The sequence below is a fragment of the Streptomyces sp. NPDC055955 genome (assembly GCF_042270245.1).
Lineage (GTDB): Bacteria > Actinomycetota > Actinomycetes > Streptomycetales > Streptomycetaceae > Streptomyces.
Map to the genome: position 1 here is coordinate 159,445 of NZ_JBHJYS010000019.1, position 20,489 is coordinate 179,933.

Below are 20,489 nucleotides of genomic sequence, written 5' to 3' on the forward strand. Positions count from 1 at the left end.
GCGGGCCAATGCTTGCTTCTTTGGCCGGCCGAACGAGGCCTGTTGTGAACGGCTGCTAGCGGCGGCGGCAGTGGAACTCTGCATGAGTAGGACAGGGAAAATCGTGGGAGACGATGTCGAACCCGGATCGTTGCAGCATGCCCTCGACGATCCAGGTGTAGGTGGAGAACTCCTCTCGAACGTGGACTTCGAAGTCGGCCTTGGTGAAGCCTTCGCCCTCCGGGCGGCCTGCCGTGTCGATCCACTGCTGTAGGTGTGTCCGGGCGCTGGACGGCTCGAAGCTGAAGATCACGTCCCACAAATAGAAGGACCCGCCGGGACGGAGCATCGCTGCTGCGTTGAGCAGCGCCTGTTGCTTCCAGAAGTCCGGGAGCTGGTGCAGGGCCGCCTTCGTGGTCACCACGTCGGCGAGAGGGCCCTGGTGGGTGTAGTCGAGAAAGCCGGCGTGGTGCCATCGCGGTGCAACGCCGAACCGATCGGCCCGCGCCTTGGCGAAGTCCAGCATTTCCTCGGAGACGTCCACACCGTGCGCGACGGCCCCGCGCCGTGCGGCCTGGACGGCCAGTGAGCCGGTACCACACGCGAGATCGACCAGTTGAGTTCCTTCGGTGACGCCCAAGCGGTCCAGCAGCGCGTCATCATTGTGTGGGTCAGTGCCCTGGTTGCGGTCGTAGGCAGCGACCGCGGCCTTGCTGCCCAAGTCGATGCCGACCGGCCCATATTCGGAGAAGTACCAGGCGGGACAGGCAGGTGTGGTGTCGCATCGTGGCATGCCCCGTTTGTAGGCTCCCCGCAGGACCTACGGCAACGGCAACTTGCGCATCACGGCATTGCGAAAGGTGAAAGGTGCAGGACCACGACCAGTACCGTCTCTTCCTCCACCTCGCGGAGACACTCAGCTTCACCCGCACCGCGGCTGACTGTCACGTCAGCCCTGCCACACTGTCCCGCACCGTGCGGCGGCTTGAGGCCGCCACCGGACAGCACCTCCTGGACCGCGGTCCTCACGGGGTATGCCTGACCACGCACGGCCGCGCCTTCCGCCAGTACGCAGCCGAAGCCCTGGACCTATGGGCCCGTTACCGCACCGACGGCACTGCTGACGACGAACTCGAGGGGCACCTGCGGGTGTTCGCCTCCGTGACCGCATGCCACAGCCTTCTGCCCGACCTGCTGAGCCCCCTGCGCGACGCGCATCCGCGCGTGAGCATCTCCTTGCGCACCGGTGACGCCGCGTCCGCCCTTGCCCTGCTCGACCAGGGCGAGGCCGACCTTGCCGTCGCAGCCCTTCCAGCCCGGATTCCCGCCACCCTGCTCGCCCGGCAGATCGCACGGAGTCCGCTCGTCCTCGTCCAGGCCGACATCACGTCGCCCCACGGGGAGTTCAGAGCCGCGGATGAACCCTTCGTCCTGCCACGGCAGGGACTCGCGCGCGCTGCCGCAGACCAGTGGTTCCGAGAGCTGGGTGTCCGTCCACACATCGCCGCCGAGACCGAAGGCCATGAAGCGCTGCTCACCCTGGTCGCTCTGGGTTACGGCACGGGCGTCATCCCCGATCTCGTCCTGCAACACAGCGGACTGTGCTCCAGACTCCGGCAGGTGACGGCCTCATCCGTACCAGATCAGCTCGCCATCGGCGTCTGCATCCGACGGGCCGACGTACACCGTCCCTTGGTCGCCGCAGCCTGGGCAGCAACCAGCCCGGCAGCGCAGACCGTCCAGCCCCGCTGTACAGGGGCGCGAGCTAACCATCACTCGAGCACATGAAGAACCTGGGCGCGAGGACCCGGGCGACGAAGCACGCGGCCCTGCGGGATCTGGGTGCAGAACTCTCGGGAGCGGTGAGCTGCCAACTGCCAGGCATCGGCGTCACCTCCGTGGACCGGTGGAAGAACGGCGCAATCCTCGCCGAATACGCGGCCGAAGTGGCCCGATACTCGGAGGCCAAAGCCTGACTCCCTGCCTGGCCAGGCAGCCTCAGTCTCCCCCCGTACGCCTGTTGGCTACTGAGCCTTAATGAGTGACGTCGAGTGCCGGGTCGCCGAGCCGCGTTCAGCGATTAGCGGCCAGCACCGCCGCGAGACCCTCTTGTAGATCTTTGACGAAATACTCGGGAACCTCCAGCGACGGGAAATGTCCCCCCGTTTCGGGCTCCCTCCATCGGACGATCTGCCGGTACCGCTCCTGCGCCCAGGGACGCGGGCACTTCTCGACGTCGCGGGGATACATAGTGATCGCTGACGGGACGTCGACCCGGAGTTCGGGATCGAGCGCGTTGTGGCTCTCGTAGTAAATGCGAGCCGACGATGCGCCGGTACGCGTCAACCAATACAGGGTCACGTCGTCAAGCACCCTGTCTCTGGAAATCGTCTCGAACGGGCTGTCTTCGGTGTCCGACCACTCGGCGAACTTGTCGAGGATCCAGGCGAGAAGCCCGATCGGTGAGTCGACGAGCGAGTAGCCGATGGTCTGCGGTCGGGTCGCCTGCTGCTTCGCGTACGCCGCGCGGTGGCGCCAGAAGTCGCGGGTTTCCTCGGCCCATTTGCGCTCGACCGCTGTCAGCCCGTCCGTTGTCGACCCGGGCGGTCCCTCTGCGAACGTGGTGTGGATGCCGAGAACGTGCGCCGGGAACCTGCCGCCGAGGACCGTGGTGATGTTGCCTCCCCAGTCGCCGCCGTGGGCCGCGAACTTGCTGTAGCCAAGCCGGCCCATCAGTTCCACCCATGCGGCCGCGATCCTTTCGGTTCCCCACCCGGTGGTGGCCGGCTTGTCGCTGTAACCGAAGCCAGGTAGCGACGGAATCACGAGGTGGAACGCCGGCGCGTCTGCATCTTTCGGATCTGCCAGCTCGTCCACTACATCGATGAACCGAGCAATGCTGTCCGGCCACCCGTGCGTCAAGATCAGAGGAGTGGCATCTGCGCGCGCGGATCGGCGGTGCAGGAAGTGGATCCCCAGACCATCAATGGTCGTGCGGAACTGACCGATTCCGTCGAGGCGCTCTTCGAAGGACCGCCAGTTGTATCCGGTGCGCCAGTAGTTCACGACATCGACGAGATCGGCGAGTGGAACGCCCTGCTCCCATCGGCGAGGGTCGGGCGCGGCGCGATAGACCGTCTCGGCCTCTGGTAGTCGCGCCGCGGCCAGCCGCGCGCGCAGATCCTCGAGGTCGGCGTCAGTTGCGTGGGCTTCGAATGCTTGCACGTCGCTGGTTGGACGGGACATGAGACCTCCTGGCCGTCGCTGAACCGGCTACACCTCTCGACGAACCGGCTAAGCCGGTTCTAGCAGCTCTACGAGTCACGCCGCAACCGGCTAAGGTGGTTCCATGCGCACTGGGTTCCCTGACTTCCGCCTCGGCAAGGTGCTGGCGACCAGCTTCACCGGGACTCTGTCGGAGCGTCATGGCGAAGCCGTGGAACGCATTCCCACGCCGCACCGCCTCATCGACTGGCTGGCAGTGAACGGCCTCGCCGTGGACTCCTGCACCGCTGCCCAGCTCGACCTCGCTCGGGAACTGAGGGAGTCGATTCACGCCGCCGCGACAGCGGCCGCGATCCAGGAGGCTCTCCCTGCATCTGCTGTCCAAGTCATCAATGACTGCAGCGCTCAAGGTCGGGCGGCGGCTGTCCTGACGCCCGAGGGTCAGCGGCGATGGCAGCTTGGCTCGGCTTCCTGCGTGGAAGATGCCCTCAGCGTGATCGCCGCCGACGCGATCAGCATCATCGCGGGCGAACGAGACGGGAGATTGGCCTTGTGTGCGTCACCCACCTGCCAAGCCGCCTTCTTCGACACCAGCCAGAGTCGCACCCGCAGATGGTGTGACATGAACACGTGCGGAAACCGTCAGAAGAAGGCGCGCTTTCATGCCAGCCAGCGCAAAAACTCCAGATCAGCGGAGTGACCGTCACCTCGGTACATCCCAGTGGGCCCCACGCCTGCGACCCATCTGTCGCGTTGGATGGACCCCCGAACGGCACCACAAAACGGCGACACCAAGAGCCATCCGTCACCTTCGAACAGGTCCCCCATCGGGACGTCTAGGTCTGCTGATCGGCGACGTTCATCGGCTCTTCGCAGTCGGGGGGAAAGGATCTCGGCGTGTCCCAGGCTGTCTCACCGCCCGGCGCAAGCAGGTGCCCTACATTTTCCGTGGCTGTCCGGCTCCCGGCCAGCAGTCGCCTCTTCCTAGGGAGCCGGCGGCCACCCAGGACGTCGCTTCCGGACCTCTTCGGGTGTGTCCGCGCCCCGGTATCACCGGTCGCGCGCTACGACTGATCGAGTGCGCGAACGCCGGGCCCGACTGCGGCCCGGCGGGATGCAACACGGCTTCCTGGACCACCGGCGATCTGCGAAAACGCAGGGCGGTCGCCATTCTTGAGCTCGGGCCCACGGCGAGCAGCGGGCCCGGGGCTCCAAGCCTGCCCTTGTCATGGAGGTGACCGTACGGGTCGTCCATGCTGTCGAGGACGGCACCCTGCATGGGTCTTGGCAAGCACCGTCGCCGATCAAGCCCCCGCCGGCGCTTGCACGATGTCCTGCAACGCTGTCATGCAATCCAGGCAGTGTCGGTCGGTCGAGTCGTGTTGGGCGAAACTCTCACCCTGCCTGAGCTGTCCGCACAGCGTGGTGGCCGCGCCGGTCGCCAGTACGTGCCACACCAGCCCACCGCCCGCGGCATCCGCTCCAACCCACATCTCGTGCATGACCAGCTCCTTCGTAGACGACGCCACCGACTTCCATCGCACCACCTGTCCGCCCAAACGGCCCGCGGGGTGGAGTGGACGGGTGACACGCTCACCCAGCTGTTTGGGCTTCCCTCGCGGCAGGAACACTCACCGATTGGTGGCTGTCACGACGCCCCCTCATGTCACGACCAGAACTGTTGCCATGCGGCTGCTGGGCTGGGGGGTGCGCTTCCGCCGTCACTGATCCGATGCACCGTCCCGGCGGTGACCGCGGTCCATTCCCAGGCTCGCGGCAGCAGCGCTTGTACGAGGAAGCGGGGCCGCTGCCGGTACCGCCAGTGTCACGATGTGGGCGTTTGAGGCGGCAACGCAACGAGTCGGGCTGCCCCGTCCTCCGCTCAGGGCGGTTGGTCAGTACGGCTTGTTGGTCACCCGCACCGCGTCCTGGTGGACCAGCCAGCGCGTCAGGTGGGACCAGGCGGCGTGCATCGCCACCCACTCCTCCCGGCCCGCGTACGTGTCGGCGTCCCCGGCGGTGTAGGTGGCCCCGTCCGGGTTCCGCTGCTGCATCCAGAGAGCGCGCCCGGCGTGCAGCGGCTCCCAGTAGGCTCCGCCCGCACTAGCCGCGCGGTCCAGGCGCAGTTCTCGGGTGATGACGTCCATCGCCACGAAGTCCATCCGTCGGGCCACGCCCCAGTCGGTGCCCTGCGGAAAGTAGAGCTCGTGGGAGCCGCGGACGTACATCGTGCCGCCCGGTGCCTGGAAGGGCGGGCTGGTGAACTCCCGGTCCACCAGGGCGGCGTAGACCACGTCGACGTTGTGCAGGGCCGCTCTCGGGGCCGGCCGGCCGGCGAGCGCGCAGGTCAGCACGGCGTGGGTGTTCTGCACGGCAGTGGCCATGTAGTCGGGGTGGATGATCCCGTGGTTGATGACCAGGCCGTCCTCCTCCATGTTCCAGCCGTCGAGCCAGCTGCCGAGGGCGCGGCCGTGCAGCACGGTGCGGCTGGTGAGGTCCGAGGGCCGGGCGAAGGCGGAGATCATGAGTTCGAGGTTCTTGTCCTGCCACGCGGACCAGCGCGGATGCTCCGGCATCATCGCGGTGGCGACCTGCAGCACCATGGCGTTCCAGGCGTTCTCCTCCGCCTTGCTGTCGCCGGGGGTCTGCTCGACTCCGTCGCGGTCCTTCCAGTACGGGACCTGGTAGCCGACGAACCGGTCGGCCTCGGCCTCGACCATCAGGCGAAGCCGCTCGCGGGCGGCGTCCGGCAGAGAGTCCCACAGCAGCCAGCCGGCGAAGCCGTTCATCGCCGCCCACAAGGCGCTCTGCCACACGTTGCCCCAGCCGCCTGCCTCGTTGACCCGGTGGTGTCCCGCCACGGAGGTCAGCAGCCGCACCGCGACGGCGCGGGCGCGGGACTCGGTGACGCCGGTCTGCCGGCTGTCGTAGGCGCCGGTGGCGAGCGACGCGGCGAGCGCGAAGGCCTCCGCCGCGACGGGACGGATGTTGTTCTCGGCCGTGCCGCCGAGCGACAGCGGTCCTTCCTCGCCCTGATCGCCGAAGCGGGTGGTGTACCAGGTGGTGAGCGCGAAGCGGTTCGCGTTGAGCAGGATGGTGTGCAGCCTCTCCGCGTCCGCCCCGCGGGCCGGTCCCCTGCGTAGCGCCCGCCACGCGACGGGCACCACCTGGCCGCGACGTCCGGCCGCCCGCGCGGGTGGGGCAGCCGAGACCCCGGCCGCCACGGCCAGCGCGGCGCCGGACACGAGCATTCTGCGACGCGAGCACGACCGATTCACGGCATCAGCCATCGGACACCCTCATCCCTGGTTGGTGTTGTTGGTTCCTGTGGCGACGGGTGTGCTGTCCGGAAGGTATCCGTTCCCGGCGGGTGCCGAAAGGGGAGCGACGGCACCTTTCACCACCGGATGCAGCTCGCGACCTGGGTGGCAGCTGAGCCGGAAAAAATGCCGTTTCGGGCTGTGGCGCGGGCAGTTCAGTTCTTCTAGTGCTGTGAACGGTCGAGATGCGTGGGAACAGGTCGACGGTCGGCACACGGCACGGGGGCGCTACTGGGCGGCTCACCTCATCGCGGGCTGTGGCTCCTTCTCGTTCAGGGAATCGGGTGATTCCGGGCTGTCGCCAGAGGGGCAGCCCTGCAGGGCCCAGGCAAATGCACGGCAAAATGCGCTCGTCAAGCGCCTGGGCGGTCGCCGATGACGGCACCTTTCGGCCTTTCCCGCCACGCGACGGCGTACAGCCGGAGTCAGGGGCCCGCGCCCCCTATGCTTCTACAGGCTTGTAGAACTCGGATGCTGCCCTTGACGTACTCGGCATCCCCGCAACCCTCGAAACTTCTCTTACGCGCACGAAGGAGTGAACGCCTCGATGGTGTTCAAACGACTGCTCGGCTCACTCGGTGTGGGCGGCCCCACCGTCGACACCGTCCTCGCCCCCGGGGCCGCCACTCCTGGAGGCATCCTCTCCGGCCATGTCCATCTCCGGGGCGGCAGCGGCGACTTCGACATCGAGCACATCACCCTGGAACTCGTCGCCCGCGCCGAGGCCGAGCACGAGGACGGCGAGAGCCACGGCGCCGTGGCGTTCGGCCGGTTCGTGGTCGGCGGCGGCTTCCGGCTGGCCGCCGACACCGAGCACAGCGTGCCGTTCACAGTCACGCTGCCCTGGGAAACACCGATCACCGAGCTGCACGGCCAACCGCTCGGCATCGTCCTCGGTGTGCGCACCGAACTGGCGGTCGCGGGCGCAAAGGACAAGGGCGACATCGACCCGCTCGCTGTCGGACCGCTGCCTGTCCAGGAGGCGATCCTGGAAGCGTTCGGGCAGCTCGGTTTCGGCTTCAAGACCGCCGACCTGGAGTACGGGCACATCGGCCACACCAGCCAGCAACTCCCCTTCTTCCAGGAGATCGAGCTGGCCCCGTCGCCGCAGTACGCCCACGCGGTGAACGAGATCGAGGTGACCTTCCTGGCCACACCAAGCGGCATGGACGTCGTTCTGGAGGCGGACAAGCGCGGCGGACTGTTCTCAAGCGGTCACGACGCACTCACCCGGTTCACCATCGCCCATGACGACGTCCACCGCCAGGACTGGAACGCGGTGGTGGACGGCTGGATGCGGCAGTTGGTCGAGCACCGCGCGGCTCACGGCGGCCACGCCTCGTACGGCCATGGTCACGGATTCGCCGGCCACCACGAGGACCATGCTCACCACGACGGTGGGCACCGCTCCGGCCCGGGCATGGGCACGGTCGTCGCGGCGGGCGCGGCCGGCCTCGCCGTCGGTGTGGTCGGCGGCATGGTCGCTGCCGAAGTCGTCGACGAGGTCGGGGACTTCTTCGAAGGTGATGACGAAGACGAGGGCGGCGAGGACTAGGTGTTCGGGATCAGCGAGATAGGCATCATCCTGATCGTGGTGGTTGCGCTGCTCTGCGCGAAGAAGCTGCCCGAGCTTGCCCGCAGTGCGGGCAAGTCGGCCCGCATCCTCAAATCCGAGGCGAAGGCCATGAAGGAGCAGGCCCCGGCAGGCGACACGCATCAGGCGCCGCGCGTCATCCAGGGCGAAACGGTGACACCTCCCCCGACCCCTCCGGAGCAGCAGCCGAAGCCGTAGACACCGGCGCCGCGTTCGCCCGGACCAGGCAGGTCTCGCAGGCGAGCACCATGGCCTGGACATGGTCCCGCAGCCGAGTTCGGCGAGGATGCGGGAGACAGGGGTCTTGAGCGTGGTCTCCGAGAGGTGAAGGCGACCGGCCGGTTCCGTGTTGCTCAGGCCCTGTGCGAACTGCCGCAGCACTTCGATTTCGCGCGGGGTCAGGGCGGCCAGGTCAGATGCGGTTCGGGCGCCGCAGCGGACAGCGGCCGGTAGGTTTCTCGAGCGTGGTGTTCAACCGCACGGCGAGTGATCGCCGAGAGAGCTCCTCGCCCCCCACCTTCACATCCCCACCGGACACGCGACTTAACTTGCATCCTAAATGCAAGCTTTTATAGTCTGCACTCATGAGGCTGACGCGATTCACGGACCTGTCGCTGCGCGTACTGATGCGTCTCGCGGTCGAGGAGGGGAACCAGCCCACCACGCGCGAGGTCGCAGCCGCCATGGCGGTCCCGTACACCCACTCCGCGAAGGCTGTGGCCAAGCTGCAGCACCTGGGCCTGATCGAGGCCCGGCGGGGACGAGGTGGCGGGCTCGCGCTCACCGCCACCGGACGCGGGGCGTCGATCGGCTGGCTGGTAAGGGAGCTGGAGGGTGCCGGTGACGTCGTGGACTGCGACGGCACCACACCGTGCCCTCTGCGTGCGGCCTGTCGGCTGCGCGGCGCGCTGCGCCAGGCGCAGGAGGCGTTCTTCGCGTCCCTCGATCCCTTGACGCTGAGCGACCTCGTCGAGGCTCCGACGGGACCTCTGCTCGTCACCCTCTCCCCCACCCTCGGGGCCGGCTGAGCACCCTGCTCCCGCAGCATCTCACCTTCCCCACACCCTTAAATACGAATCAATAATGCATATTAAGGAGCTCCACTGATGCTCACCGACCAGTCGGCCATGGTCGTCCGCGCCACGCTCCCCGCCGTCGGCGCCGCCATCGAGGACATCACGGGACGCTTCTACGAGCGGCTGTTCGCCGCACACCCGGAGCTTCTGCGCGACCTGTTCAACCGCGGCAATCAGGCCGCCGGGGCCCAGCGCCAGGCCCTCGCCGGCTCCATCGCCGCCTTCGCCACCTACCTGGTGGACCACCCCGACGACCGACCCGACGTGATGCTGCATCGCATCGCCCACAAGCACGCGTCGCTCGGAGTGCGGGCCGACCAGTACCCCACAGTGCACGAGCACCTCTTCGCCGCCATCGCCGAGGTCCTCGGCGACGCGGTGACACCCGAGGTGGCCCACGCCTGGGACGAGGTGTACTGGCTGATGGCGAACGCGCTCATCGCGATCGAGAAGCGCCTGTACGCGGAAGCGGGTGTCGTCGACGCAAACGTGTGGCAGGAGTGGGAGGTCATCGACCGCACCGATGCGACCCCTGACGTCGCCGCGTTCGCGCTCCGGCCCGCCGACGGCCGACCCGCGCCTGCGTTCAAGGCCGGGCAATATGTCTCCGTCCAGGTTCAACTTGCCGACGGAGCACGGCAGATACGCCAGTACAGCCTTACCGGCGCACCGTCTGCCACGACCCGCTCGATCGCGGTGAAGCGGGTGCGCGGCGCCGCGGGGACTCCCGACGGCGAGGTCTCGCGCCACCTGCACGCGCACGTCCGCGAAGGAGACCGGCTGCGCGTCTCGGCCCCGTACGGCGATCTGGTCCTCGTGGCCGACGAGGCCCCGCTGCTGCTGGCGTCGGCGGGCATCGGCTGCACGCCCATGCTCGCCATGCTGGAGCAGCTCACGGCCACCGGCCACGCAGGACCTGTCACGGTCGTGCACGCGGACCGCTCACCCAGCGCGCACGCGCTACGCACCGACCACGAGGCGCTGACGGCCAAACTCCCTGGTGCCACCGCGCACTTCTGGTACGAGCACCCCGCCGAGGAAGTCGTCGGCGACGGGCACCACACCGGCCGGGTCGACCTCACGGACGTACCGATCGCACCCGGCACGCGCGCCTACCTGTGCGGTCCGCTCCCCTTCATGCGCGCGGTGCGCGGGCAGCTGCTCGACCGGGGCGCCGCAGCCTCCGACATCCACTACGAGGTGTTCGGGCCGGACCTGTGGCTCGCCGCCTCCTGACCGCCACCGCCGCACGACACCTCACCGCGCGCCTCCTTCTGCGCCCTGCTGGGGACACGTCTGCTCTCCGCCCACCGACGCTGCAAGGACCAGAAGGTCCACTCCGAGACCGGCCAGCAGCCTGCTCGCGCCAACTCCTCCCGGAGGGTGCGGACCTCAGGCCAGCCGAGATCACGGGCTCGAGACGGTCCGGGGAAGCGCAGGCAGAATCCGGCGGACGCGACCGCAGCCACGACGACCATCGCGCCGCACGGCAGAAGCGCCTGGTGACAGCCATGGCTCAGCAGCAGCGCGGCGAGCAGCGGGCCGAGGACCTGGCGTGCGTCATACCCGACGGTCAACAGGGCTCCGATGCAAGGAACTTGAAGATGCGTTCCGATCGACAGGGCGATCGTGCTGACACGGATGAAGGTGGCACCGAACAGCACGGCGGAGACGATCGGAGCGCGGGCGTCGCACCGGCGAGCACCGCCGAGCAGCGCCGAGCAGTGCCGGGAGGGCGATGCCGATGGGCTGTATGGGCAGTGACGCGGGCAGCAGAACCGACCTGTGTCAGCGGCGGACCAACCGGGCCCACACGGCGCAGGAGAGATGCGCGGCCAGTGCGACGACGATCCCAGCGTGTTGAACCCATGAGCGTTGTTGACGCGTGGGTCTTGGTGAATGGCGAAGGCCTCCGGCGTGGTGAAGGTGTCGAATCTGCACCGTCCGGAGGCCTTCATGTCCCATCCTGACCCGGCCACTGCGTCCTGGGCCGCCAAGCCGGCCGGTCCACCCGCAAGGAATGACATCGACGTCGAGCTACGGCCGCTCGCCCCGGTCCCCGACCGGGTTCGGCAGCACCGCGTCGTGGTCCCCCTGGGGTGGGGTGATCAGGGCGACTCCTGCGAGGCGTCGGTCGTGAGCGAGGCCGGTGGAGTGCTCCAGCCGCCCCGAGCGGCAGGCGGGTCCTGCAGCAGAGCGTCCGGCCTGTCACAACCGGCCTCGAACGGAAGCGCGCGGTGTACACCTGTGATCATTTCTAGGCGTGATGGGCGGTGATAAATTGAGATATGCGCGGATCACGCATGCCGTCGAATGAATCCTCGCATGGGCACCGCTTGAACAGGTCGGCCAGCAATCGGGGCAATCGCCTCCTGTCGCCGCTCGGTATCCGCAGCGTCGTAGGCCAGATGTTCGTGCTGCAAGTGGTGATCGTGATCCTGCTTGCCGCCGGCGCCGTTGTCGCACTCGTCCTCTCTGCCCAGCAAGCAAGCACCCGCGACGCCCGAAATCGTTCGCTCGCCATCGCCCAAGGTTTTGCCAGTGCACCGGGCGTCGCGCAGGCCCTCATGTCCTCGTCTCCCACCGCAGTGCTGCAACCGCGGATCACGCAGGCCCAGAAAGCCTCAAACGTTGATTTTCTGGGCGTCTTGAACCGGGATGGCACCTACGCGGCTCTCTCCTCGGTTGCGGGCCGGCCCGGAGTCCACACCACGACGGACATGGCTCCCTTGCTGGCCGGACGGACGACGACGGAGAAGGGCGTTGGCTCTCTGGGCCCTCAGGTCCGCGCTTATGTCCCTGTCAAGGCACCGGACGGCAAGGTGGTCGGCGCCGTCGGGGCCGGGGTCACCCTCGAACATGTCAGCAACAGGGTCTCGGCGCAGCTGACGTCCGTGTTGGGCTCTGCCGTCGGAGCGGTGGCCGTCATCATCGGCGGAGCAGCCCTGATCAGCCGAAGACTGTGGGGCCAGACAAGGGGGCTCGGGCCTGTCGAGATCACCCGCATGTACGAGCATCACGACGCGGTGCTGCACGCGGTGCGGGAGGGCGTGCTGATCATTGGTGGTGACGGTCGGTTGCTGCTCGCCAACGACGAGGCACGGCGGTTGCTCGGCCTGACCGAGGACGCCCAGGGGCTGCCCGTCCCGGACCTGCATCTGGACCCGCGCATCGCCGAACTGCTGGCATCGGGGCGGTCGGCCAGCGACGAGGTGCATATGGCGGGAGACCATCTGCTGTCGGTGAACGTGCGGCCGACCGCCCTTTACGGCGGACCGGCCGGAAGCGCGGTGACGCTGCGGGACACCACCGAGCTGAGGGCCTTGGCGGGCAGGGCAGAGACCGCTCGCGAGCGGTTGTCACTGCTCTACGACGCGGGCGCGTGCATCGGCACCACCCTGGATGTGGCGCGCACCGCCGAGAAGCTGGCTGAAGTGGCCGTTCCACGCTTCGCCGACATGGTCACCGTTGACTTGCTGGATCCGGTTCTTGCAGGTGAGGACCCTACCGAGGAGAGCACCGAGATGCGCCGCGCCGCTGTCAGCGGCGTCGTGCCGGGCTCGCCTCTGCAGCCGGTGGGCGAACTGATCAGATGCGCACCCAACTCGCCGCAATTGTCGAGTGTGATCAATGGCCAGGCGGTCCTTGAGACCAGCCTGCACGAGGCTGAGGGCTGGCGCGTCCAGGACCCCGAGTGGTCCCGCAGGGTCCTGGACGCGGGCATCCACTCGCTGATCACGGTGCCACTGCGGGCGCGAGGCGTGGTGCTTGGACTGTGCGACTTCTGGCGAACCGAGGGCTCTGAGCCCTTCGACGAAGAGGACCTGTCTTTCGCCGAGGAGCTGGCGGCCCGGGCGGCAGCGGCGATCGACAATGCCCGCCGCTACACCCATGAGCGCACGGTGGCCGTCACGCTGCAGCGCAGTCTGCTCCCCCAGACACTGCCCGAGCAGGCGGCCCTGGAGGTCGCCTACCGCTACCTGCCCGCACAGGCCGGCGTCGGCGGAGACTGGTTCGATGTCATTCCGCTGTCCGGCTCTCGTGTTGCCTTGGTGGTCGGTGACGTGGTCGGCCACGGGGTACTCGCATCGGCCACGATGGGCCGACTGCGTACCGCGGTGCACAACTTCTCCACCCTGGACCTCTCCCCCGACGAGTTGCTGAGTCATCTGGACGAGCTAGTCACCTACCTGGACATCTCCGACGCCTCCAGCAAGAGGGAGGGCATCACTGGCGCCACCTGCCTGTATGCCATCTACGACCCGGTCTCCGGGGCGTGCACCCTCGCCCGAGCCGGCCACCCGGGCCCCGCTGTGATGCACCCGGACGGCACCGTCGTCTTTCCCGACATCCCGGTCTCACCACCCCTCGGCCTGGGAGGCGGCCTCCCCTTCGAAACCGCCACGCTCCAGCTGCCGGAGGGCAGCCAGCTGGCGCTCTTCACCGACGGGCTTGTCGAGAGCCGGCAGCGCGACCTCGACACGAGCCTGGAACTCTTGCGAGACGCTCTCTCACACGCCGACCACACGCCGGAACAGGCTTGCCAGACAGTCTTCGACACCTTGCTGTCCGAACGCCCCCGCGACGACGTCGCCCTGCTCGTCGCCCGCACCAAGTTGCTGGGCCCCGACCAGGTCGCCGACTGGGACGTGCCCGCCGACCCTGCCGCCGTCTCCCGTATCCGTGGCGACGTCAGCCGCCAACTTGTGACCTGGGGGCTGACCTCGGTCGCCTTCAGCACCGAGCTGATCGTCAGCGAGCTGGTCACCAACGCGATCCGGTACGGCGCCCAGCCCATCCGACTGCGCCTGCTGCACGGCCGAAACCTGATCTGCGAGGTGGCCGACGGCTCCAGCACCTCCCCGCACCTGCGTCGGGCCCAGCTCACCGACGAGGGTGGCCGCGGCCTGTTCCTGGTGGCTCAATGTGCCCGGCGCTGGGGCACCCGCTACACACCCCAGGGCAAGATCATCTGGACCGAGCAGTCCCTCCACGAAGACCCTGGCGAACCCGGCATGAACCTCGCCGACGCCCTCCTCGACCAATGGGACGAATGACGGGCCGGTTGCTCCCCGCACGGCCCGGCCCCCGGCGGACCTGCCCCGTGTTCGTGCCCGGCGCAAGTCTGGGACCCCGGCGCCGACCGGATCGACCAGCGCGTCGTATGCCTGCTGTCACTCGCCCCGTATGGCGTGATCGCCCTACTCGTTCCTCTTGCCGAACTTGACCCCCGGTTCCTTCAGGGCTCGCGCCAGCCGGTAGCCACACCGTGGCGTCCCCTTGCTTCCTGGAGCTGCTGCCCTTGCGAACACGCGTCCGTGCCACCGTCCGCCTCCCCATCGGCTGGCCGATCGGCGTGATCCTGGCCGTCGGCGCCACCCAGATGTCGGCGGCCTCGGCTGGCACGTGGTCGCGATCGCCGGCGAACTGGCCGGCGCCTGAGTCTTCGCGATCCGTGCGCGGGTGCCCGAGTCGCCCTACTGGCTCGCCGAACGCGGCCGCCACGCAAAGTTGCAGCTGTGCCGCGCAGTCTCGGCGCAGGCTGTCCCGGAAGGCTCCGTCTTCGTCGGCTCCCACGACCCCTCAAGGGGTGGGGAGTTGGATGACGTGCAGATCCGCCATCGGAGTCGTATCGCTCGCCGACCGCCGACACGGCCCCGATGGCGTGAACCAGTAGGACAACCGGTCCGCCGGAGATCCGGCAGGGCTCACTTTCGCAGAATGTTCGCGCGAACAAGGGTGTGCGACCGGGCGGCTTTCCGCCAGGGCCATGGACCGCCACCAGGGCCCGTTTTCAAGCTCAGACAGACGTGCCACATGCGCCAGGCCGAAACATCTCTGCCTGGACACGGAAGAAGGGGCATCGCCCATCACGGCGGACCCACCCTGCGGGGATCAGATACAGACGCGATCAGCCTGCGACGCGGACACCGAACTGGAAGCTGCCGATCGTGCTCATCGACTCGTAGCGTACCGAGGCCCCCGGGTGTGGCGCGTGCAGCACCTGGCCATTGCCCGCGTAGAGGCCGACATGCTCGGTGTTGTTGAAGAAGACCAGATCACCGGGCTTGAGTGCGCTCATGCCCACCCGAGTTCCCTCGTTGACCTGTGTGTACGTCACCCGGGAGATATGGATACCGGCCTGCGCGTACGCCCACTGTGTGAGGCCCGAGCAGTCGTAGGAGTTGGGCCCCGTGGTCCCACGGACGTACGGCTTGCCTATCTGGGAGGCGGCCGCGTTCAGGGCGGCGGCACCGAACTTGGAGGCGGCCACCTCGTCTCCGAGGTTGACGCGGCCCGTGGACGATCGGCTGGCCCGCGCCTCATCGGCGGCCATCTCGGCGCGCTCGGCGGCGGTGAGGGAGTTCAGCAGCTTCTGTGCCTTGCTGAGCTTGCCCTGGATTTCCTTCTTCTTCTTGCCGAGTTCGGTGCGGGTGCCGGCGAGGTCCTGGAGCTTCTCCGCGGCCTCCGCGCGCTTCTGGGCCAGCTCGCGCTGCTTCGCCTGAACCTTCTTGAGCGACCCCAACTGCCGCGCGGAGAGCGAGTCGAGCGTGGACGCCTTGTCGAGGTAGTCGTCCGGGTCGGCGGAGAGGAAGAGCTGGACCGAGGGGTCGAGACCACCGGAGCGGTACTGCTCGCCGGCCATCGCACCGAGACCGGTACGCAATTCGTTGAGCTCGCCCTGCTCGCGGGCGACCTTGTCCTGGAGCTGGCCGATCTCCTTCTCCAGCTTCTTCTGCTTCTCCTTGGCCCCGTCGTACTGGTTGGTGGCCCGCTCCGCCTCTTCGTAGAGCTTGTCGACCTTTGCCTTGACCTCGCTCTTCGTGGGCTTGGGGGCCGCGTTGGCGGCCTGCGAAGTAAGGGCCACGGCAGCGGCGGCGGTCGCCGTGAGCACGGTGACACGGGAACGGCTCGACTGCTTGGAACGACGGTGGGACGCCACGAAGGCGGTCTCCTTTTTCTTCCAGCCGCCCGCAAACACCCAGTGGGCGGTGCCTCTCCGCCGTCACTCACCTTATGTGAGTGATCGCCCGAGCGGAGGTTCGAGACCCGACCCTAGTGACCTTCCTGTGACCATTTCAAAGCCTGACGTGAAAAATCTCGCCCATACCCTGCATTTTTTGCACACAACTCACCTACAGCGATATTTACTTGACGCTGCGTTGCACGGTGGCTTCACCAATCGGGCTAAACAGAAAGGGCGGTGCAATCCCAGCAGAAACCCGAGAACAGTCACGGAGAGCCGATCTATGAGCATCGCGGACACATCTGAACACGCGCACGACCTGGGTCTCATCGAGACTTGCGTCGTTGCCGTCCGGGGTGTCCCGACTGTCCACGTAGGCGAAGCAGGCGGCCGGCTCCGCCTCTGCCGCTCCTCCCGTTCCACATCACGGCCCCAAGCCAGAGCGGGAACCAGCGAGCCCATTCCGGCAAGCCGTGTGTGAGCACTGACCAGACACGGAACAACGCGTCGCCCAACAGGTAGCCGCAGCGCGCTCTGCCTTGGAGCCCGCGGCCTGCCGCATCGATCGCATCGCCATCCCGCGACGGTACGAGACACCACCACAACGCGCCTGAGTACACGTACTCGCAGGACAAGCCAGTTCACATGCCACCGATCGTGCAGCAGCCCAGCCCTCTCCAACCTTTCCGCGGGATCGCGACCAGGTACGACAAGACCGCCACTTCTTGCGAAGCGGCGGTCAGTCCGGCGACGCTCCTGCTCAGGGCAGGATCCGTTCGGCGTTGGACCCTAGTTGACGTTGACCGCCGTCCAGGCAGCGGCGACCGTCTTGTACTCCGTGCTCGTGGAGCCGTACAGGGCCGACGCCGCGGAGAGCGTGGCCGTGCGGGCGCCCGCGTACTTGGTCGTCGACGTCATGTAGGTCGTCAGCGCCTTGTACCAGATCTGCAGGGCCTTGGCCCGGCCGATGCCGGTGACCGTCGCGCCGTTGTAGGTCGGGGAGTTGTAGCTGACTCCGTTGATCGTCTTCGCGCCACTGCCCTCCGAGAGGAGGTAGAAGAAGTGGTTCGCGACACCGGACGAGTAGTGGACGTCCAGGTTGCCGACGCTCGAGGACCAGTAGTTGGCGGAGCCGCCGTCCTTGCTGGGCTGGTCCATGTAGCGCAGCGGGGTGCCGTCACCGTTGATGTTGATCTTCTCGCCGATGAGGTAGTCGCCCACGTCGGCGGAGTTCGCCGCGTAGAACTCGACGCCGGTGCCGAAGATGTCGGAGGTCGCCTCGTTCAGTCCACCGGATTCACCTGAGTAGTTGAGGCCCGCGGTGCTGGAGGTGACACCGTGGCTCATCTCGTGGCCCGCGACGTCCAGCGAGGTCAGCGGGTGCGTGTTGCCCGAACCGTCGCCGTAGGTCATGCAGAAGCAGCTGTCGTCCCAGAACGCGTTCACATACGAATTGCCGTAGTGCACGCGGGAGTAGGCGCCGACACCGTTGTTCTTGATGCCGCTGCGGCCGAAGGTGCTCTTGTAGAAGTCCCAGGTCTCCTGGGCTCCGTAGGCGGCGTCCGCGGCAGCCGTCTGGTCCGTGGTGGAGCTGGAGGCGGTGCCGGTGCCCCACACGTCGTCGGTGTCGGTGAACAGTGTGCCGGTGCCCGACGTCTTGTGCTGGAGGTTGTACGTCTTGTGGCCGCCGCGCGTGCCGTCGGTGAGCTGGTACGTCGAGCCCGACAGGGTCGTGGAGAGGCTGACCGTACCCGAGTAGAGGGTCTTGCCGGTGCCGGTCTCGATACCCTGGTACTCGTAGAGCTTCTTGCCGGTGGCGGCATCCGTGATGACGTGCAGCTCGTTGGGCGTGCCGTCGTCCTGGAGACCGCCGACGACGGTCTCGTAGGCGAGGGTCGGCTTGCCGGTGGCGGCCCAGATCACCTTGCGGGGAGCCTGGTCGGCCGAGGTCTTCGCCGAGCCGGCTGCCTTGGCGGCCGTGAGCGCCTGCTTCTCGGCCTTCGCGGTGGTGACCACGGGCTTGAGTGAGGCGACCTTGATGGCGGCCTTGATCGCCTTGGTCACTGTCTCGGTCGTGCCGGCCTTGTTCTCGTGGACGACGAGGTCGCCGCCGAGGACCGGAAGTCCGTTGTACGTGCGCTCGTAGCGGGTGTGCACGGTGCCGTCGACGTCCTTTATGACGTCTCTGACGACCAGCTTCTCCTTGGTGCCGAGGCCTATTCGCCGGGCGGTCTCCGCCGTGGCGGCGTCGGCCTTCTGGATGAGCGCGGCGCGCGCCGAGTTGGACAGTTGAAGGGGGGAACCAGCGAGGGGAGCCGTCTTGCCGTCAGGGAGTGCGGCGGCACCGGTGGTCAAGCCAGTGGCGAGCAGGGCTCCGGCAGCGACGGTGGTGGCAATGGCCAGAGTGGTCCGCTTGCGACGCGCGTAGATGGGGGTCACGCAAACTCCTTCTTGGGGGGTCCGAACGGCATGGGTGGCCGGACGGGTGATTGCGAAGTTGCGGTGCGGGTGAGCCGTGCGGTGGAACAGTGCCATCCAGGCCGCGTACATGTCAGGAGGCCAAATGGACCTTGGCCGAAAATCGTCGATCAGGTGAACAGCGGCGTGATCGCGCGCCGTGCCCACCCCGACCAAGGACGGGTCAACACAAACCCGCGACCTGGGCAAAAGAGGGTCTCCGCGCCGGGAGTTGAACCTCCGGGACGGGCCCTCACGCCGCACTCGACAGCGACCTACGAGAAGGTCGGCTCCAGCCGTTGATGTAGCCGGCGTCCTGGGCCGCCTGGTTCTGGACCTGCAGCTTTTACGTCTCACTGGCGACTGCGGAGGATGCGTTGACCGTGCAGGTCGCGTCCGCGCCGTCCGCCGCTTCGGACGAACTGGGGCACTAAAAGCTGCACATGGAGCCGTCCGGGGTCACCAAGAGTTCCGCCGGGCGACCGCTGACTGTGATTGACAAGGCGACGGCAGCGCCGTTGGCCGAAATCGATACGTCGCAGCCAAGACACTCGATGCCATGAGCGAGACGGTTCATCGGGCACAGCTCCGTCACCACAATCGCGACCTGCGCGCACCTGCGGACCGCCGGGGAAGTAGCCGAAATGTTCGGTGTGAAGCCGATCCTGGATAGCAGACCGCGGGGGAAATCCTACGGTGAGGCAGGTGGCCAGCCGCGGGAGCATCTGGACCGGAACTTCGTCCCACCGCCGGCTGTCGGGGAGCGAATGGACACACCGAGAGCGTGGAGGACGCTGAGACCAAAGCGGCTTGGGCGGTAGGCGAGTTCACCGGTGGTGCAGTGAGTTCAACGACCACGGCGCTGCCGGGTGGATGTGCCGGGCTGGGGCTGCTGCAACGGGGCTACACGGTCCATCTCCTGGCGCACCTGGGCCATACCGGGGGCCGAGGCGAGCGACTTGACGGCCCGTGAGGTCGACACGCCTGTGACAGAACGAAGACGTCGCGGAGGACTGCCTGTAACTCAGTGCGAGATACAAATATTTCCGACCACACGCACCGCGCTACTCCCGGGGGAACACACCATGAAGTACACCCGCGTCACCGCTCTCGCCGCCATCGGCGTCGCCGCCACCCTCTCGCTCACCGCCTGTAGCGGCGACGGCTCCGGGAAGGCCTCGTCCTCCAAGGACTCTTCGTCCTCGTCATCCTCTTCCTCCGCCGGTGACTCGAAGTCGAAGGATGGCTCGACATCGGAGGGTGGCTCGGGCTCCGGCGGCTCACAGGCCGGCAACGCGAAGGCGGGTTCCGGCGACGACACCAAGGCCGACGCAGACACCGCGAACGGCGCGACGAAGACCGGCAGCAAGATCACGTCCTGCAAGACGGAGGACCTGGCCATCGACGCCAGGAACGCCGCGCCCGACGAGGAGTCCGGCAGGATCGACATCACCATGATCAACCGGGGGTCGACCACCTGCTCGGCGACCGGCTTCGCGGGAGTCGACATCACGGACATCGACAACACCTCGAACCCCATCGAGCGCGGCCAAGCCCAGCCGCGTATCACCACCCTGAAGCCCGGCGACGCCGCTGTCTTCAACCTCGCCTACGACATCGACAACACCGGCAACAGCCTCTCGCACCCGACCAACATCCAGGTGACGCCCCCGAACGAGACCCACACCGTGAGCCTGAAGTGGCCCGCGGGCGCGGGGGAGATCAAGGGCGCTTACACCGACGTCGAGGTCTACCCCACACACACGACCAAGTAAGGGCGCTGCGCGCGCAGCCCTGGTGGCCAACCGCCACATCCGGCCGGGACCTTGGCCGTCCAGCGTGCAGCCGGCCCGTGTCAGCGACGCCTGACA

At 67.5% G+C, this 20,489-nt stretch carries 15 protein-coding genes and 1 pseudogene; 9 read left to right on the forward strand and 7 right to left on the reverse strand.

The window, feature by feature from the left end:
• Nucleotides 1-55 precede the first annotated feature (55 nt).
• Nucleotides 56-772: a class I SAM-dependent methyltransferase gene (locus tag ACFC96_RS32245; RefSeq protein WP_376615472.1), complete on the reverse strand. Its 717-nt coding sequence runs from the start codon at nt 770-772 to the stop codon at nt 56-58.
• Between the two features lie 74 nt (nt 773-846).
• Here ACFC96_RS32245 and ilvY point away from each other — a divergent pair, with 74 nt between their 5' ends.
• Entirely contained in the window at nt 847-1,767 is a 921-nt protein-coding gene (gene ilvY, locus ACFC96_RS32250) for an HTH-type transcriptional activator IlvY (protein WP_376615474.1), read from the forward strand.
• A complete protein-coding gene (locus ACFC96_RS32255) occupies nt 1,764-1,955 on the forward strand; it encodes a hypothetical protein (protein WP_376615476.1) in 192 nt (63 codons plus the stop codon). The genes ilvY and ACFC96_RS32255 overlap by 4 nt, the downstream gene beginning before the upstream one ends.
• 97 nt (nt 1,956-2,052) lie before the next feature.
• Here the strand turns inward: ACFC96_RS32255 and ACFC96_RS32260 are convergent, their stop codons facing one another.
• Nucleotides 2,053-3,225, reverse strand: coding sequence for an epoxide hydrolase family protein (locus tag ACFC96_RS32260; RefSeq protein WP_376263955.1), 1,173 nt, complete (start codon nt 3,223-3,225; stop codon nt 2,053-2,055).
• A 103-nt stretch (nt 3,226-3,328) separates the two neighbouring features.
• On the opposite strand from ACFC96_RS32260, the gene ACFC96_RS32265 reads away from it, so the two are divergent.
• Nucleotides 3,329-3,904, forward strand: a complete 576-nt coding sequence (locus tag ACFC96_RS32265) for a CGNR zinc finger domain-containing protein (protein WP_376263952.1) — start codon at nt 3,329-3,331, stop codon at nt 3,902-3,904.
• A gap of 604 nt (nt 3,905-4,508) precedes the next feature.
• Here the strand turns inward: ACFC96_RS32265 and ACFC96_RS32270 are convergent.
• A complete protein-coding gene (locus tag ACFC96_RS32270) occupies nt 4,509-4,706 on the reverse strand; it encodes a hypothetical protein (protein ID WP_340457210.1) in 198 nt (65 codons plus the stop codon).
• Nucleotides 4,707-5,099: 393 nt separating this feature from the next.
• Nucleotides 5,100-6,455 carry a hypothetical protein gene (locus tag ACFC96_RS32275; protein ID WP_340457209.1) on the reverse strand — a complete coding sequence of 452 codons (1,356 nt, stop codon included), beginning with the start codon at nt 6,453-6,455 and terminating at the stop codon, nt 5,100-5,102.
• Nucleotides 6,456-7,071: 616 nt separating this feature from the next.
• Here ACFC96_RS32275 and ACFC96_RS32280 point away from each other — a divergent pair.
• Both ACFC96_RS32280 and ACFC96_RS32285 read left to right on the forward strand, forming a co-directional pair.
• Complete coding sequence (locus ACFC96_RS32280; RefSeq protein ID WP_376615478.1) at nt 7,072-8,079, forward strand: sporulation protein; 1,008 nt, start codon at nt 7,072-7,074, stop codon at nt 8,077-8,079.
• Entirely contained in the window at nt 8,080-8,316 is a 237-nt protein-coding gene (locus ACFC96_RS32285; RefSeq protein WP_376615480.1) for a twin-arginine translocase TatA/TatE family subunit, read from the forward strand.
• Nucleotides 8,317-8,445: 129 nt separating this feature from the next.
• On the opposite strand, the pseudogene ACFC96_RS32290 reads toward ACFC96_RS32285, so the two are convergent.
• Nucleotides 8,446-8,499: pseudogene (locus ACFC96_RS32290) on the reverse strand (hypothetical protein); the annotation flags it as partial.
• Nucleotides 8,500-8,702: 203 nt separating this feature from the next.
• Here ACFC96_RS32290 and ACFC96_RS32295 point away from each other — a divergent pair.
• From ACFC96_RS32295 to ACFC96_RS32305, 3 genes are all read left to right on the forward strand, one after another.
• Nucleotides 8,703-9,146: an Rrf2 family transcriptional regulator gene (locus ACFC96_RS32295; protein ID WP_340457206.1), complete on the forward strand. Its 444-nt coding sequence runs from the start codon at nt 8,703-8,705 to the stop codon at nt 9,144-9,146.
• 78 nt (nt 9,147-9,224) lie between these two features.
• On the forward strand, nt 9,225-10,430 hold the full coding sequence (locus tag ACFC96_RS32300; protein WP_376615482.1) for a globin domain-containing protein: 1,206 nt from the start codon (nt 9,225-9,227) through the stop codon (nt 10,428-10,430).
• A 1,067-nt stretch (nt 10,431-11,497) separates the two neighbouring features.
• A complete protein-coding gene (locus ACFC96_RS32305; protein WP_376615484.1) occupies nt 11,498-14,251 on the forward strand; it encodes a SpoIIE family protein phosphatase in 2,754 nt (917 codons plus the stop codon).
• Nucleotides 14,252-15,105: 854 nt separating this feature from the next.
• On the opposite strand, the gene ACFC96_RS32310 is transcribed toward ACFC96_RS32305, so the two are convergent.
• Nucleotides 15,106-16,137 carry an NlpC/P60 family protein gene (locus ACFC96_RS32310; protein ID WP_340456623.1) on the reverse strand — a complete coding sequence of 344 codons (1,032 nt, stop codon included), beginning with the start codon at nt 16,135-16,137 and terminating at the stop codon, nt 15,106-15,108.
• 813 nt (nt 16,138-16,950) lie between these two features.
• Entirely contained in the window at nt 16,951-18,600 is a 1,650-nt protein-coding gene (locus ACFC96_RS32315; protein WP_376615486.1) for a M4 family metallopeptidase, read from the reverse strand.
• A gap of 1,103 nt (nt 18,601-19,703) precedes the next feature.
• Here ACFC96_RS32315 and ACFC96_RS32320 point away from each other — a divergent pair.
• Nucleotides 19,704-20,393, forward strand: a complete 690-nt coding sequence (locus ACFC96_RS32320; protein WP_376615488.1) for a DUF4232 domain-containing protein — start codon at nt 19,704-19,706, stop codon at nt 20,391-20,393.
• Nucleotides 20,394-20,489: the final 96 nt, after the last annotated feature.

Excerpts from the sequence above, each read along its gene's own strand:
- ACFC96_RS32245 (WP_376615472.1), bottom strand. The coding sequence starts at position 772 with ATGCCACGATGCGACACCACACCTGCCTGTCCCGCCTGGTACTTCTCC.
- ACFC96_RS32255 (WP_376615476.1), top strand. The coding sequence starts at position 1,764 with ATGAAGAACCTGGGCGCGAGGACCCGGGCGACGAAGCACGCGGCCCTG.
- ACFC96_RS32260 (WP_376263955.1), bottom strand. The coding sequence starts at position 3,225 with ATGTCCCGTCCAACCAGCGACGTGCAAGCATTCGAAGCCCACGCAACT.
- ACFC96_RS32265 (WP_376263952.1), top strand. The coding sequence starts at position 3,329 with ATGCGCACTGGGTTCCCTGACTTCCGCCTCGGCAAGGTGCTGGCGACC.
- ACFC96_RS32270 (WP_340457210.1), bottom strand. The coding sequence starts at position 4,706 with ATGCACGAGATGTGGGTTGGAGCGGATGCCGCGGGCGGTGGGCTGGTG.
- ACFC96_RS32275 (WP_340457209.1), bottom strand. The coding sequence starts at position 6,455 with ATGCTCGTGTCCGGCGCCGCGCTGGCCGTGGCGGCCGGGGTCTCGGCT.
- ACFC96_RS32280 (WP_376615478.1), top strand. The coding sequence starts at position 7,072 with ATGGTGTTCAAACGACTGCTCGGCTCACTCGGTGTGGGCGGCCCCACC.
- ACFC96_RS32295 (WP_340457206.1), top strand. The coding sequence starts at position 8,703 with ATGAGGCTGACGCGATTCACGGACCTGTCGCTGCGCGTACTGATGCGT.
- ACFC96_RS32300 (WP_376615482.1), top strand. The coding sequence starts at position 9,225 with ATGCTCACCGACCAGTCGGCCATGGTCGTCCGCGCCACGCTCCCCGCC.
- ACFC96_RS32305 (WP_376615484.1), top strand. The coding sequence starts at position 11,498 with ATGCCGTCGAATGAATCCTCGCATGGGCACCGCTTGAACAGGTCGGCC.
- ACFC96_RS32320 (WP_376615488.1), top strand. The coding sequence starts at position 19,704 with ATGAAGTACACCCGCGTCACCGCTCTCGCCGCCATCGGCGTCGCCGCC.